The sequence below is a fragment of the Acidobacteriota bacterium genome (genome assembly GCA_030697165.1).
In the GTDB taxonomy this organism is placed as follows: domain Bacteria; phylum Acidobacteriota; class Vicinamibacteria; order Vicinamibacterales; family UBA2999; genus 12-FULL-67-14b.
Genome location: JAUYQQ010000008.1, coordinates 116,762 through 134,034 on the forward strand (window position 1 = coordinate 116,762; position 17,273 = coordinate 134,034).

The following is a 17,273-nucleotide window of genomic DNA, read 5'->3' on the forward strand; positions in this document are numbered from 1 at the left end:
CAGCGCGACCACGGCCACCAGGGCGATGAGAATTGGGCGGCTGGCCATCAGGCCTTGCCGGCGGGCTCTCGCACGGCCGACTGCGGCCGGCGCGGGCCGGTCAGCTCGCTCACGATCATCCCGGTCACGAACACCACCACCGCGCCGATCAGGTTGTGCCACAGGAACGCGATCGTGGTGTTAACAGTGACCCATCCCACCACGCCCATGCCCGTGAGCAGGCCCACGAAGGCGCCGGTCGAGTTGGCGCGCTTCCACCCAATCGCCAGCAGGAACACGCCCAGGATCGATCCATAGAAGAAGGATCCGAAGCGGTTGACCACCTCGATCAGCGATCCGAGTTCCGACGCCCAGATGGCGACGACCGACGCAAACACCGCCCAGAACAACGTGGCCAGCTTCGACACCCACAACAAATGCTTCTGATCGCCATCGTCTCTCACCCAGCGGCGATAGAAGTCGATCACGGTGGACGTCGAGAGCGCCGACAACTCGCCCGCGACGGTTGACATCGCGGCGGCGAAGATCGCCGCCATCAGCAGGCCGATCAGGCCAATCGGCAGGTGGTTGACGACGAATGTCGGGAAGACATAGTTGATGTCGTTGTACGACGAATCGCCTGACACCGCTTTCACCAGCGCGACCGCCTCGGCCCGCACGCCCAACACCCGCTGCTCTTCGGCGTTGAACGCCGCCGCCTGCGCCGTCTTCGCAGCAGCATCGCCGGACCGCTGGGCGACCGCCAGTTGTTCGGCCGCCGCCTTGCGCGCGGCCACGGCCTCGCCGAACCTCTGTTCGATGGCCACGTACTCGCCGGCCCGGGCGCTCTCCCGCACGCGCTGATCGTGGGCGCGGTTGAACAGCATGGGCGGCGGTGTGAAGATGTAGAACAGGAACATGAACACGCCGATGATCATGACCAGCGCCTGCAGCGGGATCTTCCAGTAGGCGCTCATGAACAGCGACGTGCGCGCGTCATCGATCGACTTGGCGGTGAGGTAGCGCTGCACCTGGCTCTGGTCGGTGCCGAAGTACGAGAGGAACAAGAACATGGCGCCGATCGTGCCGGTCCAGAAGGTGTAGCGTGCGCTCGGGTCGGTCGAGAAATCAAACACCTGCAGGCGGCCGGTGGTGCCGGCAATGTGCAGTGCCTCGCCGACGCTGACGTTGTCGGGCAACCCCATCATCAGGGCGATGCAGGCCGCGGTCAGGCCAAACACGATCAGGTACATCTGTTTGACGTCGGTCCAGGCCACGGCCTGCACGCCGCCCAGCATGGTGTAGACCGCGGTCGGCAGCGCCAGCAGCAGACAGGTGGTCGTGACGTCGAGGCCCAGCATCACTGACAGGACCACCGCCGGGGCCGAGATCACGACACCGGTCGCCATGCCGCGCGAGAACAGGAACAGCAGGGCGGTGAACGAACGGGTCTTGGCGTCGAAGCGCCGCTCCAGAAACTCGTAGGCGGTGAAAATCCGTGCGTGGTGAAAGAACGGCACGAACGTCACGGCGATGATGATCATCGCGATCGGCAGGGCGTAGTACTGCTGCAGCAGCCCCATGCCCACGGCATACCCCTGGCCGGTGGTGCCGATCATCGTGATGGCCGACAGCTGCGTCGCCATCACCGACAACCCTACCGCCCACCACGGCAGGCTGCGGCTGGCGAGGAAGTAGCCCTCGATCTCGTTGGTGTTCTTGCTGAGGCGAATGCCGTCCCAGACGATCCACGAGAGATAGACGGCGATGATGGTCCAGTCGAGGGCCGACATCAGCGGGTGAAGTACGCCTGGAAAAGGTAGAGGACCGTCAAGGTGACGACCCAGACCACTGTCACCTTGATGTAAGTCTTGCCCATCGCTGTCACAGCTGCTGTACCCGTGCCTTGAGATTGGCGTCGGCGCGGTCGAGCGCCTCGCGCCGAAGGACCCAGCTCTCGCGATCGGTGTCGAGCAGCCGCCGCGACGCGCCAATGGCCCGGCCGGCCTCTTCGGGCGCCGGACCGCCGTAGGTCTTGCGCACGTTCACGAAATGCGCCGGGCTCAACACCTTCTGCAGGTCAGCCTCAGTGTATTCGAGCCGCCGCCCCAGAATGGCGCTCGACGCGCTGCCCAGCGCCGCCGACAGCGAGACCCCCGGATCCTCGGTGAACGCCTTGAGCAGCAACGCGGCAATGGCGTGCGCCGAGCTGAATGGCAGGTCGTGATCCCGGACCAGCGTGTCGGCCAGCTCGGTCATGGTCGTGCCGCCATGCGCGGCGCGCGACGCCAGCTGTTCCACGTTGAAGTCGGCCAGCCGCATGGCCGCCGCGACCAGCGTGACCATGCGGATCGCATCGCCGAACATCGACGCCACCAGCGGCTGCAGGTCGTCTTCGGTGTCAACGATGTCGCCAAATGGGGTGTTGTGGACGGTGGTCACGATCGCCTGCGCCTGGCCCACCGCCTTGCTGCCAATGGCCCGCGCGTGCTCGAGCGCCACGGGGTTGCGCTTCTGCGGCATGATGCTGCTGCCCTGCACGAACCCGTCGCTCAGGCGCAGGTAGCCGAACTCCATCGTGCACCACAGCAGCAGGTCCTGGACGACGCGGCCGAGGCCGACGATGAGCGTGCTCGTGGCCGACACGCTTTCGAGCAGGTAATCGACCGTGGCAATGCTGCCGTAGGTGTTGCCGGTCGGCCCGCTGAAGCCCAGCAGTTCGCTGGTGCGGGTGCGATCGATCGGGAAGCCGGTGCCGGTAATGGCGCAGGCACCGAGCGGATTGCGGTTGGTGGACTCGAACGCCGCCGCCAGCCGCGTGGTGTCGCGCTCGAGCTGCTCGATCACGGCCAGCAGGTAATGCGCAATGGTCGAGGGCTGGGCCGGCTGGGTGTGCGTGTGCGCGCCGTAGACGGTGTGCGTGTGGCGTTCGGCCAGCGCCAGCAGCGCGTCGCGCAGGTCCAGCGTCGCCGACGCCACCGCCGCGATGAACTCGCGCTGCCGAATCCGGTACATCGTCATGTCGATGTCGTTGCGGCTGCGGGCGGTGTGCAGGCGGCCGGCGACATCCTCGTCGCACGACTGCTTGATCAGCCGTTCGATGTAGAAGAACAGGTCTTCGTAGGTGCCGTCGTACAGCACCTGGCGCACGCGGTCGACCGAAATCCCGTCGAGCGCGGTGCGCAGCGAGCGGGCGTCTTCGTTTGTAATGATGCCCTGCTCGGTGAGCATCACCAGGTGGGCGTAGTTGATCGACATCAAGGGCGTGAGCAGCAGCTCCTTGGCGTCCTCGAAGTTCTCGTTGAGTACGTTGGCGACGTACTCGGGGGCAAATCTCATTACTAGCAGTATATTGCGGGTCATGAAGCCACGACGCCCCCTCGCCGGCGCGCTATTCCTGATACTGGCCCTGACCTCGGCCGGGAGCACCCCCACCTCGGCCCAGCGGCCGGTCACCAGCATCCAGGTCATGGGACTCAGCCAACCGGTGGAGATCCTGCGCGATCACTGGGGCATCAATCACATCTATGCCCAGAACGAAGCCGATCTCTTCTTCGCTCAAGGTTACGCGGCGGCTAAGGACCGGCTGTTCCAGTTCGAGATGTGGCGCCGCCAGGCAACCGGCACCGTCGCCGAAATCCTGGGGCCACGCGAGGCGCGGCGCGACCAGGGCGCCCGCCTCCACATGTTTCGTGGCGACCTGGACGATGAGCTGAACCGGTATCACCCACGCGGCAAGACGATCGTCGAGTCGTATGTGCGGGGCGTCAATGCCTACATCGCCGAGACCGAACAGAACGCGGCGCTCCTGCCGATGGAGTTCCGGATGCTCGGCATCACGCCGGGCCGCTGGACCCCCGCGGCGGTGATCTCGCGCCACCAGGCGCTGGCGGCGAATGCCGGCGAAGAAGCGCGATCGATGCGCGCGATCAAGGCAATTGGCATCGACGAGACCCGCGCGCTCATGTACTTCCAGGGCGGCAATCCCCGTTTCGAACTCGACGCCGCCATCGACCCGAAAACGTTTCCCGACAACGTGCTGGAGCTCTACACCGCGTTTCGCACCGCCATTCAGTTCCAGCCCGAAGATGTTTTGCCGGAGTTTCGAGGATCAGCGCAGGTCGCGGGTGGCCTGCCGAACCCGATTGCCGCTGACCCGGCCGGCCCGCTTTCGCTCGAGGCCGATCCGCGCGACATCGGGTCCAACAACTGGGTCGTGTCGGGATCGAAGACCGTCAGCACCAGGCCGATCATGGCCAACGATCCGCACCGGGTGGTCGCGGCGCCGTCGCTGCGCTACTGGGTGCACCTGGTGGCCCCGGGCTGGAACGTAATCGGCGGTGGCGAGCCCGTACTGCCCGGCGTGTCGATTGGCCACAACGAACATGGCGCGTGGGGCCTCACGATCTTCGGCCAGGACACGGAGGACCTCTACGTGTACGACACCAACCCCGCCAATGCCAACGAGTATCGATACAAGGGCGGCTGGGAGCCCATGCGGGTGATCGCCGACACCATTCCCGTGAAGGGCGCGAAGCCCGAAGCCGTGCAGTTGAAGTACACGCGCCACGGTCCCGTGGTGTTCGAAGACCGCGCCAACCGCAAGGCCTACGCCCTGCGCGCGGGCTGGATGGAACCGGGCAGCGCGCCCTACCTGGCCAGCCTCCGCATGAACCAGGCCCGCAACTGGGAGGAGTTCCTCGAGGCGTGCAGCCACAACCAGATGCCCTCGGAGAACATGGTGTGGGCGGATCGCAGCGGCACGATCGGCTGGCAGGCGTCGGGCATCCAGCCAATCCGCCGCAACTGGAGCGGCGTGCTGCCGGTTCCGGGTGATGGCCGGTACGAATGGGATGGCTACCTGCCGATCAAGGCGCTGCCGTCCGAGACCAATCCGTCGCGCGGCTTCATTGCCACGGCCAATAACTACCTGCTGCCCGAGACCTATCCCTACAAGGATCTGCTGCACGTCACCAACTGGGCCGATGCGTTCCGCGCCTCGCGCATCACCGAAGTGCTTGGGTCAGGCCGGCTCTTCACCATTCCGGAGATGGCGCGGTTGCAAAACGACGATCTGTCGGTCGTGGCTCGTGCGCTGACACCGCTGTTGATGCGCGTGGCGCTGTCGAATCCTGCGAGCGCGAAGGCGCGCGACCTGCTGGCGAACTGGGACTTCGTCCTCGACCAGGATTCAACCGCCGCCGGCGTCTACGCGATGTGGCAGCGGCGAATCCTCGCCAACACGCGCGACGTGGTCGTGCCGGAGGCACTCCGCAAGGCGGGCATCACGCCGGTCGCGACCAAGCGGATGATTGACTGGCTGCACGCGCCCGATGGCCGCTTTGGCCCCAACCCCATCGCCGGCCGGGACGCGCTGGTCGCACGCAGCATGGATGAAGCCGTCGCGGAACTCACGAAGCGGTTCGGTCCCGACATGCAGGGCTGGCAGTACGGACAGGAGCGGTATCACCACGCGCGGCTCACGCACCCGTTGTCGGCAGCGGTCAACGCCGCCACGCGCGCCAGGCTTGAAGTTGGTCCGCTGCCCAGGGGCGGCGACAGCATGACGGTGAGCGCGACGGGCGCCGGCGACAACCAGACCGCTGGCGGGTCGCTCAAGATCATCGCCGACACGGACGACTGGGACAACTCCGTGGGCATCAATACCCCGGGACAGTCGGGCGATCCCGACAGCCCGCACTACCGAGATCTGTTTGAACTGTGGGCGCAGGGCTCGTACTTCCCCGTCGCCTACTCGCGCACGAAGGTTGAGTCAGTAACCAAGGGCGTCACCCGGCTTACCCCAGCGACGCCCGGCGCCCAAAGAGAATAAACAGGAGATCAGGAGACAAAGAGAAAGAATTGGGTTCCTCCTGAACTCTTGATCTCCTGTTTGAATCAAATCCCGACGGAGTAGCGGTCTTGCAGGATGCCCAGGTGATGCTGGGCGTGGCCGGCGATGATCCAGCAGATGGCGCGGGCGGAGACCGGGTTGTTGTTGGCCACGCCGACATTGCCAAGCGCGGTGGCGTCGAGCGATTCGACCAGCGTGATCGTGGCACGGCGGACGGCAATCAGGTCGTCCACGACCTCGACCAGCGTGCGCCGGCCGTGGGGCGCCACCTCGGCCCAGGCGTTTTCATCGAAGCCGGCCAGGGGCGTCTGGTCGGCGCGGGCAATGCGCAGCAGCCGATAGGCAAACACGCGCTCGGCGTCGGCCAGGTGACCCAGTAGTTCCTTCACGCTCCACTTGCCTTCGGCATAGCGGTGGTCGCCCTTGGCGTCGGCCAGGCCGCGGATCCGCTCGAACTCGGTCACCTGGGCGTTCAGGAACGCCAGCGGGCCGCGATCGCCGACCTTGGCGACATAACTGGCATAGAAGGGCGCGAACTCATTTTCGGCCGGGCGAGGGATGATCATCGGGAGAGTGCTCCGTTGGGGACGAGGATCTGTGACAAGGTTTCCAGTGTTTTGATGCCGTGGACGTCGGAAGGTAACTGCGGCACCTTCACGCGCGACAGTTTTGCGAAACGGCGGTCGATCTCGTCGAGGTAGATCACTTCCTGCGCGTGACGCGACTGCAGGAACGGATCCGGGCTCGTGGCCGGCAGAATGCGGTTCACGACCAGGCCGCCAATGGTGACGCCGGCTTCGGTCAACTGTTCGATCGCACGGGCGGTCTCTTCGATCGGCAGGCGCTCGGCAACGAGCACCAGCATGAAGGCGCTGATGCGGGGGCTCAGCAGCCGCGCCCGGAACTCGCGCAGGCCTTCGAGGCGCCCGGTCAGCGAGATCATCACCGGGTCGGTCTTGTCGTCCTGCTCGATGCCGAGCATGGCCTGCCGCGAGCGCGACAGCGCGCGGATCCACGCCTCCATCAACTCGGGCATGCGAATCAGCCGCAGCGTGTGTCCGGTCGGCGCGGTATCAAACACGATCAGGTCGAACCGGGTGTCTTCGCCGCGGATCAATCCGCCGATGCGATCGAACAGCGCCATCTCCTCGGCACCGGGCATGCTCGCGGCCAGGTCGATCTGCTTGTTCGCTTCCTTCAGGATGTGATGGCCGAACAGCCCCTGGATGTTTTCCTTGACGTGGGCGACATAGCGTTGCGATTCGATCGCGCCGTCAATCTCCAGGCCCCACAGGTTCGGCAGCAGCTCCACCGGCTCGGGACCGATCTTGCGTTCGAAGATGTCGGAGGTCGAATGCGCCGGATCGGTGGACACCAGCAGCACGCGCTTGCCGGCATGACTCGCCGCCAGCGCCGTCGCCGACGCGCAGGTCGTCTTGCCGACGCCGCCCTTGCCGCCGAAGAACAGGACCTTCTTCTCGAGGAGGTGGCGCATCGCTAGCAACAGGGCAGGTTGCCGAGCGGCGAACGGTCCATGCCCATGCGCTTGTGCCACAGGTGGAACTGCTCGAGCAGGTACGGATAGACGTCCAGCAGGTACAGCGTGGCCGGATTCGGGAGGCCGACCACTTCCATGTAGCAGAGCAGCAGGAACATGTCGTTCAGTTCCGCGGCCTGCATCCGCAGCTCCCGCTCGTACGAGCCATAGGCGGCGCCGTGGAAGAAGTCGGCGATGTTCTGGCGGATGGACACAGACCGATCATAGTCTCGGACGGTTCCGGACGGGAGGGCATCACTGGTCGGGAGGGAACTTCCTGTCGGGAGGGCACATCCCGTCGGGAGCCGCCGCTCGATCCCGGCTACTTCTTGAGCAGCGCCGGCCAGTTGACGATGACGGAAATCGACGGCGGCGGCGCGTTGCGGTCGTTGACGTAGATTAGGAACCGCTGGCCATCGGCGGACACCGCGTAGGGAAAACGATGGCCGCTCCCGAGCGGTCCCGCCACCGCTGTCTGAAACAAACGAATTGGCGTGCCGGCCCGGAACCCCTTTGCGGCATCGATGGAGACCGCCATCAGCTCGCGCGTGGGGCTGAGGAAAAACAGCTCTCTGCCGTCGGCGCGCCAGCGGCCATCGGTCGCCCCATCGGTGGACACCTGCCACTTCTCGCCAGTCTGCGGCCACGGCTGCACGTAGATCTCGGCCCGGCCGGATTCATCGGAACTGTATGAAATGAAACGCCCATCCGGCGAGAACTGCAGTTCGAGCGATGTGAATGCATCCGCCACAATCGGCGTGGGCGTCAGGCTTGCCCCAGCTTCGTAGCCGATCAGGTCTTGTGTGCCACCCTCGAGCACGACAATGCTCTTGCCGTCAGGCGACCAGGCCATCACCGGCGTGCTGCCTGGCGTTTCCATCATCAGCTCCTCGCTGGTCGCACCGCCAAGGCTCTTGCGAAACACATCCGCGGCACCTTTCCGGTTCGAGGAGAAGACGAGGGTCCTGCCGTCGGGCGACCACACCGGGTCTGAATCGTCGGCAGGGTCCGTCGTGAATCGGGACACCGCGTCGCGAGCGAGGTCGTACAGCCAGATGTCGCGGGTGGCGCCCTCGTAACACTCCATCGCCACTCGCCGGTAGTCGCGCGAGAGCTCTGGATTCCGGCAATGGCGGGTGAGCTTGAGTTGGGCACCCTCTGTTCCGCGCCGGTCGAACCACGTGAGCTGCGTGACCTCGCTGGCCGCATCGTTGCGCACGGCCAGCACGCCGGTCTGGGATGCCGAGAACAGGCGACCGCCAAGACCGCCGCGCGTCCGTATCCCGCTACTGATCACCTTCGGCGGTCCCTCGACGACGGCACCAACCGGGTCGAACTGCCAGGCAAGTAACTGCTGCCCCCGCACGGCGAGGAGCCAGTTCGGCGCCGCGAAGGCGGGTTGACTTCCCTTCTCCAGGGCGCGGGGTGGTTCGGAACCATCAAGTTTGGCTATGAAGATGTCGCCCGTCGGATCACTGGCCTCGCCGATCAGTAACTGCTTCCCATCGGGCAGCGCCCAGGGCCACTGCAGCAAACGCAACGTCTCGCTGGCTTCAATCACAGTGTGCGCCGGCGCACCCGGTGCGCGAATGGCGATCAGGCGGCCGTCTGTCACGCGCAGAAGTTCCCCGGAAGGCGACCAACTAACTCCGCCGAAAGCGGCGCCCCGATTCGACATGGCTTCCAGCCGGGTGTCGTCAATGGCGAGCTTGTGGAGAGTGGACTGGCGGGCAAACACAATCCAATCGCTGTCGGGCGACCAGGCGGCCCAGCCCGTCGCGCCTTGGGTGCTGCTGAGGCGGCGTAGTGTGCCGGTCGCCAGGTCTTTGACGTACCAGTACGCGATGCCCTGGTCGAAACCCCTGAGCAGGATACTGCGGCCGTTTGGCGACACGGCGAAGTTCGGCGGGTCTTCCAGGGCCACGCCGTCGGCCGGCGTGATCAGGAACGTGTATGCCCGATCACTGTCCTGGGCTGCGGTCGGCGCGCTACTGGTCATCCACGCGGCGCCGCCCGCGAACGTCACTGCCGCGCCGGCAACAAAGGTTGCCACCAGGCGTAGCCACGGTGTGCGCACCGGGGCCGACGGGGACAGGGCAACGACATCATGAGCGCCACCCTCGCTGAGCTCGAGGCGCGCATCACCGATGTCCTGCAGCCGCTGCTTGCGATCGCGCGCGAGGCAATGGCGCAGCAGACGACGAACCGACGCCGGCGTTTCGTTCGGCAGCCGCGACCAGTCAACGTCGGTCTTCAGCACACTCGCCAGCGTGTCGGATACCGTCTCACCATCAAACAGTCGCTGCCCGGTCAGCATTTCGTAGAGCACGACGCCGAACGCCCAGATGTCGGCGCGCTTGTCGACGATGGCGCCGCGGGCCTGCTCGGGTGACATGTAGGCGGCGGTGCCGAGGATCATCCCCGCCTGCGTCGCGTGGATCGACAAGGTCGGGGAGTTCATCGCATTCGCGGTCGACGAGCCCGGCGGGTCCATTGCCTTGGCCAAGCCGAAGTCGAGCACCTTCACGGTGCCGTCGGTGCGCACCTTGATGTTTGCAGGCTTGAGATCGCGGTGGATGATCCCCTGCCCGTGGGCGGCTTCGAGCGCCTCGGCGATCTGCCTCGCGAGCGGCAGCGCGTCATCAAGAGCAATGGCGCCGCGCGCGATTCGCTCGGAAAGGTCTTCACCCTCGACCAGTTCCATCACGAGCGCAGTCGTGGAGCCGGACCGCTCCAAACCATAAATCGCCGCGATGTGCGGATGATTCAGGGCCGCGAGGACCTCAGCTTCGCGCTGGAAACGCGCCAGCCGTTCCGCGTCGCCGGCCACCGAGTCTGGCAGCACCTTGAGCGCGACCTGGCGCTTGAGGTTGGTGTCGGTCGCCCGATACACCTGGCCCATACCACCCTCGCCGAGCAGGCCGAGGATCTCGTAGGCGCCGATCCGGGAGCTTGGTGGAAGCGCCATCAGGATGAGGTGGCGAGATTATAGCTCTGCTGATCCTGACGCGAGCGCGCCACTCGTCGGGAGGGGACGGCTGGTCGGGAGGTGCTCCTGCGGTCCCGACAAGAGGTGCCCTCCCGTCGAGGAGTGCCTTCCCGACAAGGAGTGCCCTCCCGGCAAGAAGTTTTCTTACATATTCAACCAGTAAGAAAACTTTACGAGAAACGTGTTGTGCGACGGCGCCGAGAACACGCCGCTGAAGTCGCGGCCGAAGCGGAAGTCACCGACGTTCTCGTAGCCCTGCTTGCCCGCCTGCCACACCACGAACAGCGCCGAGCCGGGCTTGTACTCCCACCGCAGCACGTTGGTCGTGCGGAACGAGCGGATGTTGAAGTCCGGATTGCCGGTGTGTTCGACCGGGCGGTAGCGGTCGCCGTACTCGGGCGCGCGGCCGTCAACCAGTTCCTTGAAATTGGAGTAATCGCCGGCCGACACGAACGGCTCCGCATACACCTGCAGCGACAGGGTCGGCGTCATCGTGTAGTTGAAACGCGTGTTGATCGATACGGTCTTCTGGTCGATCCGGGCGAACAGGTAACGGGTCGCGCCGCTCTCCAGGGTCGAGTTTCTGACCCACTGCGACTGATCGTGGTTCACGCTGTAGCGCACGCCCATGCTGAGCGACATCGACGAAGAGGCGCGCCAGTTGAATCCAGGACTGAAGCCGTAGCGGGACGAACCAAGGCGGTCGCCGCCGAAGTCGCCGTTGTAATAGAACGACAAGTCCTTGCGGTTGTCGGTGTTGGCGTAATACCAGACGCTGTTGCCGGGATTGCCGAGCACGCCCGGTCCGCCACGGGTCACGCGGTCGCGGAACGGCGCCGCGTCGATGTTGTAGCCGCCGCCGATGCTGAAGAAGTTAGTGAACGTCCAGTGCGAGTTGAGGTTGATGCCCGAATACAACCGATCGCCACCAAAGTTCCAGGCCGCGTACTGGTTCAGGTTGAAATTGCGCGTCCGCACGTACTTGCCGGGTGTGAAGTTGCGCCACTGGAACCAGTTGCTTACCGTCTTCTCGTCGGCGCGCCGCAGGAAGCCCAGGTCGTTGCTGTCGAAACCAGGGCTCTTGTAGCCGAAGTTCGAGTTGAACCGCGTACGCTCGCCCGAAATCTTGCCGAACCCAATGGCGCCGGCATGGCCCCGCAGGGTCGTCGCCGCGGCATCGACCTCGACATAATCGGCATCGGGACGCTGATAGCCGTGAACAGTGTTCTGCTGCAGTCGCGTGATCGATTCCGGACTGCCTTCGATGCGGGTGCCGGCCAGGTAGCCACTGATGCTGTACATCCGTGACAACCGGAAGTCGTAGTCGAGGCCGGTCGCCAGCGCGTTGTCGGACAGGAACGAGGTATGAGCATCGTTCTGGCGGATCGTCGCGGTGGTCATCAGCCCGAGCGACGACTGGTTCGCGTACTCCTTGCGCGCACGCAACACCGTGAAGCTGCTGAGCGGTTCCACGGTCTGGCTGCGGTAGCCCACCGAGTCAGCGCCCGCTATCTCGGCATCTTCACGGGCAGTCACCGCCGTCAGCGCGCCGAGCGAGAACCCGGCGAGACGGCCCGTCAGCTTGCCGGCACCAATGATCGTGGCCGCGCCCGGCGCCTTCGAGAATTCACCTTCCCCGGCATTCGCCGACCCCTGCGGCGCACGGCCGATGCGCCGCGAGTAGAAGAGCCCGGTGCAGCTGCCGTCGTTGCAGTCCATGTTGAAACGGAACGTGCCGGACCCTTCGACGAAGAAGGGCCGCCGCTCGGGGAAGAACGTTTCAAAGGCATCGAGGTTCACCACGGCCGGGTCGGCTTCGACCTGGCCAAAGTCTGGGTTCGCCGTGGCGGTCAAGGTCAGGCCCGGCGTGACCGCGTACTTCATGTCGAGGCCCACCGTGGCGCCAGGATCGACCGACCGGTTGAGTGGGTCGTTCCCGGATACGGCCTGGGTCTCAAGCTTGCCAACGCTGTAGGGCAGCAGCTCGAACTTGTTCGGCGTGCCGACCGTCTTCAAGCCGCGCATCTCGCCGAACTGCGACACGAAGCCGTTGGCGTTACGCGACAGCAGCGGCCAGCTGGACGTCTCGGCGAGCCGGCCGACCTCGCGAATCACCGCGAACCCGACCGGGCCGCCCGAGAGCACATTGAAGCGCAGCTGCGAGAACGGAATCCGGAACTCGGCGCTCCAGCCGTCGCCATCCCTGGTGATCTCGACATCCCAGACCGCGTCCCAGCTCTCGTCGCTCTGGCCGTCGTTGAAGTAGTAGCGGTCGGACTTCACGCCGACCGGGTTGACGCCAAACTCGTAGGCCGAGCGCTTGTCGAAGTACGAGTCGATGACAATGCGGATCCAGTCCGACGGTGAGCGCTGATCGCGGCGGGTCAGGATGCCGACGAGCCGGCTCGCGTCGGTGTCGAAGGCACGGACCGCCACGTATACCGCATCCGCGTCGTACGCCACGCGGGCTTCGGTGCGCATGGTCGGCGCCTCGCCCTCGGCCGGTTCGCGCTGCACGAACTCGTTGATCACGGGCGCCTGCTGCCAGATCTCTTCGTTCAGCTTGCCGTCCACGAGGATGGGGCCATTCGCGGGGACAGCGACGGCTTCGATCGCCAGCGTGACGCGCCGCTCGTTGGCGGCCGTTGCGAACGTGGGGACGAGAAGGACAAGAGCGGCGCACAGGCCGCCACGCATGAATTGCATAACCACGTGGAATAGACGGAATTGGAGATGGAAAGGTTGGGGGCGGGTCGGGCTGGCGTCTCCTGGGTGGCCTTCGAACCCAGGAAACGCTCCCGATTCAGCGAAAAGTAACGGTTACTGCCCGGTCCACGCCATCAGCCGCGCCCGCTGCTCGGCGGTGGCCGTGGGCGAAACTTCGAGACGCCACGGGCGGCCCGGATCGGCGCCCAGCGTGACCTCGAGCCGGGTCAACTTGTCGCGTCGGGCCACGAGCACCGAGATCTTGTCGCCCGGCTTGTAGAGCTCGAGGCGGGCGGCCAGCCCGTCGGCGCGAACGCGCACGTCATCGATCGCCAGGATTTCGTCATCCACGTTCAAGCCCGCGTCGATCGCGGGCGTGCCGCGGCGAACTGAAGTCACGACCAGCCGGCCGGCGTCGTTGCGGGTGCCGCCGCCGATGAACGCGCGGGCACTACGCGTGTCAACCGGGCGGAAGCGCAGGCCGAAGTAGTCGAGCGCTTCGCGGTAGTCCAGTTCGTCGGTCGACTCGGCTGCCGAGGCGAACCAGCCCCTCAAGTCGGTCCCCGCAGCCTCGCTCATCACCTGGTAGAACTGGCCGGGGGTGAAGCCCTTGTCGCCGGAGTAGCGCTGCATGGCCCACTGCATGCCGGTGTCGAGCGTGCGCGCGGCGTTGCTCGACTTGCGGATCTTCGCATCCAGCAGGAACGCGATCACCGCGCCCTTCGGGTAGTAGTTCACGCTGGTGTTGGCGGTGTTCTCGTCGGGACGATACTGCTTGATCCAGGTGTCGTACGACGACATGTCCACCGGCGTCACCAGGCGGCCCGGCGTGGTCTGCACCGCCTCGATCGCATCCGACAGGCCATCAAGAAACTCGTCTCGGGTCGCCAACCCGGCGCGGCGCGGCAACACCTCCGCGTAGTAGTCGGTGAAGCCCTCGGCGACCCACAGCGTCTTGACGTAGTTCTCGTTCTCGTAATCGAACGGCCCCAGCTCCACCGGGCGCAGGCGCTTGATGTTCCAGGCGTGGAAGTGCTCGTGCGCCACCAGGCCCAGCCACCCCATGTAGGCGCGATGGTTGCGCGTGGTGTAGCGGCCCGACATGGTCAGGAAGCTGTTCTTGTGCTCGAGGCCGCCGCCGGCTTCGACCACCATGTTCAGCATGTAGTAGTGCGGATAGGGCAGCGGTCCCATCACGTCGCGCCCCGCCTCGACGATCTTCTTGACGTCGGCGGCGGCGCGATCCGCGTCAAACAGCGACGGATCGCCTTCGAGCACCAGCACGTGCTTCTTGCCATCCACGGTGAACTCGCGGGTCACCGGGCTGCCGATGATGATCGGGCTATCGACCAGCGTGTCGAAGTCTTCGGCGCGAAACGTGTTGGGCGCGCCGCCGACCGGCAGCAGTGCCGTCTGCACACTCTTCCAGGTGGGGGCCAGCTCGACTCGCACCTCGTGCGGTCGCGCCGCGCGTTCGACCAGCGTGATGAAGGTCGGTGCGCCGTTCAACATGGCGAACCCGGCCTCCACCCAGTTGTTGCGCACCGTCATCTCCCGGCCGTACACGCGGTAGCGCAGCGTGACGGATCGCGCGCCCGCGGTCTGGATCTTCCAGCGGTTCTTGCTCGACTTCTCCACCGCCAGCGGGTTGCTGCCGGCCACTGCGGTCACCGCCTCGACGTGGCGTTGGTACTCGCGCAGCAGGTATGACCCCGGCGTCCAGGTCGCCATGTAGACCTCGACCTCGGGCCGGCCCGCGGTCGGGATCGCCGCTTCCACCTCGAAGTAGTGCGTGTGCGGCGCAGGAAAGCGCAGCGTGTAGCGAATCGGCTCCAGCGCCTGCGCGCTGAGCGATCCGGAGGTGGTGAGGACCAGCAGGATCACCGAGACAATGGCAAGGATCGTGCGCTTCATGGTCCCGATATTGTACAAGCCCTTAAGCCCTTAGGCCCCTAAGCCGGTACAATCCCTCCGTGCGCTGGACCGACCACAAGACGGTGGGGCTGCAGTATGGCCTGACCGCCCTTTTCTTCCTCCTGGTCGGGTTCCTCCTGATGATCCTCATGCGCTGGCAACTGGCCTGGCCGAGCCAGCCGCTGCCGGCGTGGCTCTCGCCCATGCTGGGCGAGGCCAATGCGCCCGGTGGCATCATGCTGCCCGAGTTCTACAACCAGCTCGTCGCCATGCACGGGTCGGTGATGGTGTTTCTCGCCGTGGTGCCGCTGGCCGCATCGGCGTTCGGCACCTATTTCGTCCCGCTGCAGATTGGCGCGAACGCGGTCGCATTCCCGCGACTAAGCGCGCTCAGCTACTGGCTGTATCTCGTGGGCGGCCTGGTCATGCTCGCGAGCTTCTTCGTCGAGGGCGGCGCGGCCAACTCGGGCTGGACGTCGTACGCGCCGCTGGCGGTCATCGCCACGGCCGGCCAGAACTTCTGGCTCGTCGGCATCATCCTGCTCGGCCTGTCGTCCACGCTCGGCGCCATCAACATGCTGGTGACGATCGTCCAGGGCCGCGCGCCCGGCATGACCTGGATGAGGCTGCCGTTCTTCGTGTGGTCGCAACTGGTGACCGCATTGTTGCTGCTGCTCGCCTTCCCCGCGCTGCAGGCAGCAGCCGTGTTCCAGCTGATGGACCGCGTCGCCGGCACCAGCTTCTTCATGCCGTCGGGGCTGGTGATTGGCGGCGTGCCGCTCGAGGGGGTGGTGGGCGGCGGCAATCCGCTGCTCTGGCAACACCTGTTCTGGTTCCTCGCCCATCCCGAGGTCTACGTCCTGATCCTGCCCGCTATGGGCATCGTCGCCGAGGTGATCACCGTCAACGCGCGACGGCCGCTGTGGGGCTACGGCCTCATGGTCGCCGCGGTGCTGTTCATGGGCGGCATGTCGATGGTGGTGTGGGCCCATCACATGTTCCTGAGCGGCATGGGCACGACGCTCAGCCTGTTCTTCCAGGTGACGACGATGATCATCTCGATCCCGTCGGTGATCCTGATCTCGTCGCTGGTGATGTCGTTGTGGGGCGGCTCGATCCGCTTCACCACGCCCATGCTGTTCGCGCTCGCGTTCCTGCCGATGTTCGGCATCGGCGGTCTTACCGGCCTGCCGCTCGGCCTCGCCGCCAGCGATGTCACGCTGCACGACACCTACTACGTCGTCGCCCACTTCCACTACCTGGTCGGGCCGGGCACGGTGTTTGCGCTCTTTGCCGGCATCTACCACTGGTTCCCGCGGATCACCGGCCGCATGCTCAACGAGCGGCTGGGACAGGTTCACTTCTGGGGATCGTTCGTCTGCATGAACCTGATCTTCATGCCGATGTTCGTGGTCGGCCTGATGGGCGTAAACCGACGCCTCTACGACGCCGGCGCCAGCTACGCGCATGCGCAGCCAACGCTGATGTGGCAAACGCACATGACCTACGCCGCAGTGCTACTGGGTGTCTTCCAACTGCCCTTCCTTTGGAACCTGTGGATCAGCAGCCGCAAGACGGCTCGATGCGTCGATAACCCGTGGGATGCCAGCACCAGAGAGTGGGTATCTGAATCCCCTGCTCAATCTGCGGCTGTGACGACCGAGAACTCTGCGGCTGTGACGACCGGACACTCCGCGGCTGTGACGACCGGAAAATCTGCGGCTGTGACGACCGGAGAATCTGCGGCTGTGACGACCGGAAAATCTGCGGCTGTGATTCGGCCCGACACCGGCACGTCGTCATCGGCGTTGGGGAACTGGCTCTTCCTCGCCTCGTGCACCATGTTCTTCGGGTCGCTGTTTTCGGCGTATGTCATGCTCCGCGCCGGATCGCTCGAGTGGCCGGACCCGCTCGCGCCGTATCCGTGGGTAGCAACCGCGCTGCTGCTGGGCGCCGCGGCGGCATTCGGATCGCCACGCATCCGACTAATCGCCGCTCACGCGCTGGCACTGGCATTCGTCTGGGTGACGCTGCTGAATGCCCTGCTGATGATGCGCAAAGGGCTGATCCCATCAGCCAGCCTGCAACTGGCCCTTTGGTTCACGCTCACCGCGGTACACGGCGCTTTTGTCTTCGCCGGCGCGGTGTTCACCGGGTGGATGGCGGGACCGGGCGTTCGCATCAAGGCCGACGACCCCGCGCGCTGGCAGGCACGCCTCGAAGCCACGCATCGCTACTGGATTTTCCTGTCCCTGCTGTGGCTGATCATGGTCGGCGGTTTCTATGTGGGGTAA

Annotated in this window: 10 protein-coding genes; 2 read left to right on the forward strand and 8 right to left on the reverse strand. The window is 65.4% G+C overall.

All coding sequences use genetic code 11. The annotated features are described in order from the left end of the window. Positions 1-47: 47 nt before the first annotated feature. On the reverse strand, positions 48-1,772 hold the full coding sequence (locus Q8T13_06825; protein MDP3717462.1) for a sodium:solute symporter: 1,725 nt from the start codon (positions 1,770-1,772) through the stop codon (positions 48-50). A gap of 91 nt (positions 1,773-1,863) precedes the next feature. Then, complete coding sequence (argH, locus tag Q8T13_06830) at positions 1,864-3,318, reverse strand: argininosuccinate lyase (GenBank protein MDP3717463.1); 1,455 nt, start codon at positions 3,316-3,318, stop codon at positions 1,864-1,866. Positions 3,319-3,340: 22 nt separating this feature from the next. Between argH and Q8T13_06835 the strand changes: the two genes are divergently transcribed. Then, positions 3,341-5,812, forward strand: coding sequence for a penicillin acylase family protein (locus Q8T13_06835; GenBank protein MDP3717464.1), 2,472 nt, complete (start codon positions 3,341-3,343; stop codon positions 5,810-5,812). Positions 5,813-5,877: 65 nt separating this feature from the next. Here Q8T13_06835 and Q8T13_06840 read toward each other — a convergent pair whose 3' ends face one another. The 6 genes from Q8T13_06840 to Q8T13_06865 form a co-directional block, all read right to left on the reverse strand. After that, positions 5,878-6,399 carry a DinB family protein gene (locus tag Q8T13_06840; GenBank protein ID MDP3717465.1) on the reverse strand — a complete coding sequence of 174 codons (522 nt, stop codon included), beginning with the start codon at positions 6,397-6,399 and terminating at the stop codon, positions 5,878-5,880. Then, a complete protein-coding gene (locus Q8T13_06845; protein MDP3717466.1) occupies positions 6,396-7,328 on the reverse strand; it encodes an ArsA family ATPase in 933 nt (310 codons plus the stop codon). Before Q8T13_06845 ends, Q8T13_06840 begins: the two co-directional genes overlap by 4 nt. Before the next feature lie 2 nt (positions 7,329-7,330). After that, positions 7,331-7,585 carry a cory-CC-star protein gene (locus Q8T13_06850; protein MDP3717467.1) on the reverse strand — a complete coding sequence of 85 codons (255 nt, stop codon included), beginning with the start codon at positions 7,583-7,585 and terminating at the stop codon, positions 7,331-7,333. A gap of 107 nt (positions 7,586-7,692) precedes the next feature. Continuing rightward, positions 7,693-10,338 (reverse strand): protein kinase, encoded by a 2,646-nt coding sequence (locus tag Q8T13_06855; protein MDP3717468.1) that lies wholly within the window; start codon positions 10,336-10,338, stop codon positions 7,693-7,695. Positions 10,339-10,503: 165 nt separating this feature from the next. Next, a complete protein-coding gene (locus Q8T13_06860; GenBank protein MDP3717469.1) occupies positions 10,504-13,065 on the reverse strand; it encodes a DUF5916 domain-containing protein in 2,562 nt (853 codons plus the stop codon). A 114-nt stretch (positions 13,066-13,179) separates the two neighbouring features. Beyond that, entirely contained in the window at positions 13,180-14,979 is a 1,800-nt protein-coding gene (locus Q8T13_06865) for a PDZ domain-containing protein (GenBank protein ID MDP3717470.1), read from the reverse strand. Between the two features lie 59 nt (positions 14,980-15,038). On the opposite strand from Q8T13_06865, the gene Q8T13_06870 reads away from it, so the two are divergent. Continuing rightward, positions 15,039-17,273 (forward strand): cbb3-type cytochrome c oxidase subunit I, encoded by a 2,235-nt coding sequence (locus Q8T13_06870; protein MDP3717471.1) that lies wholly within the window; start codon positions 15,039-15,041, stop codon positions 17,271-17,273.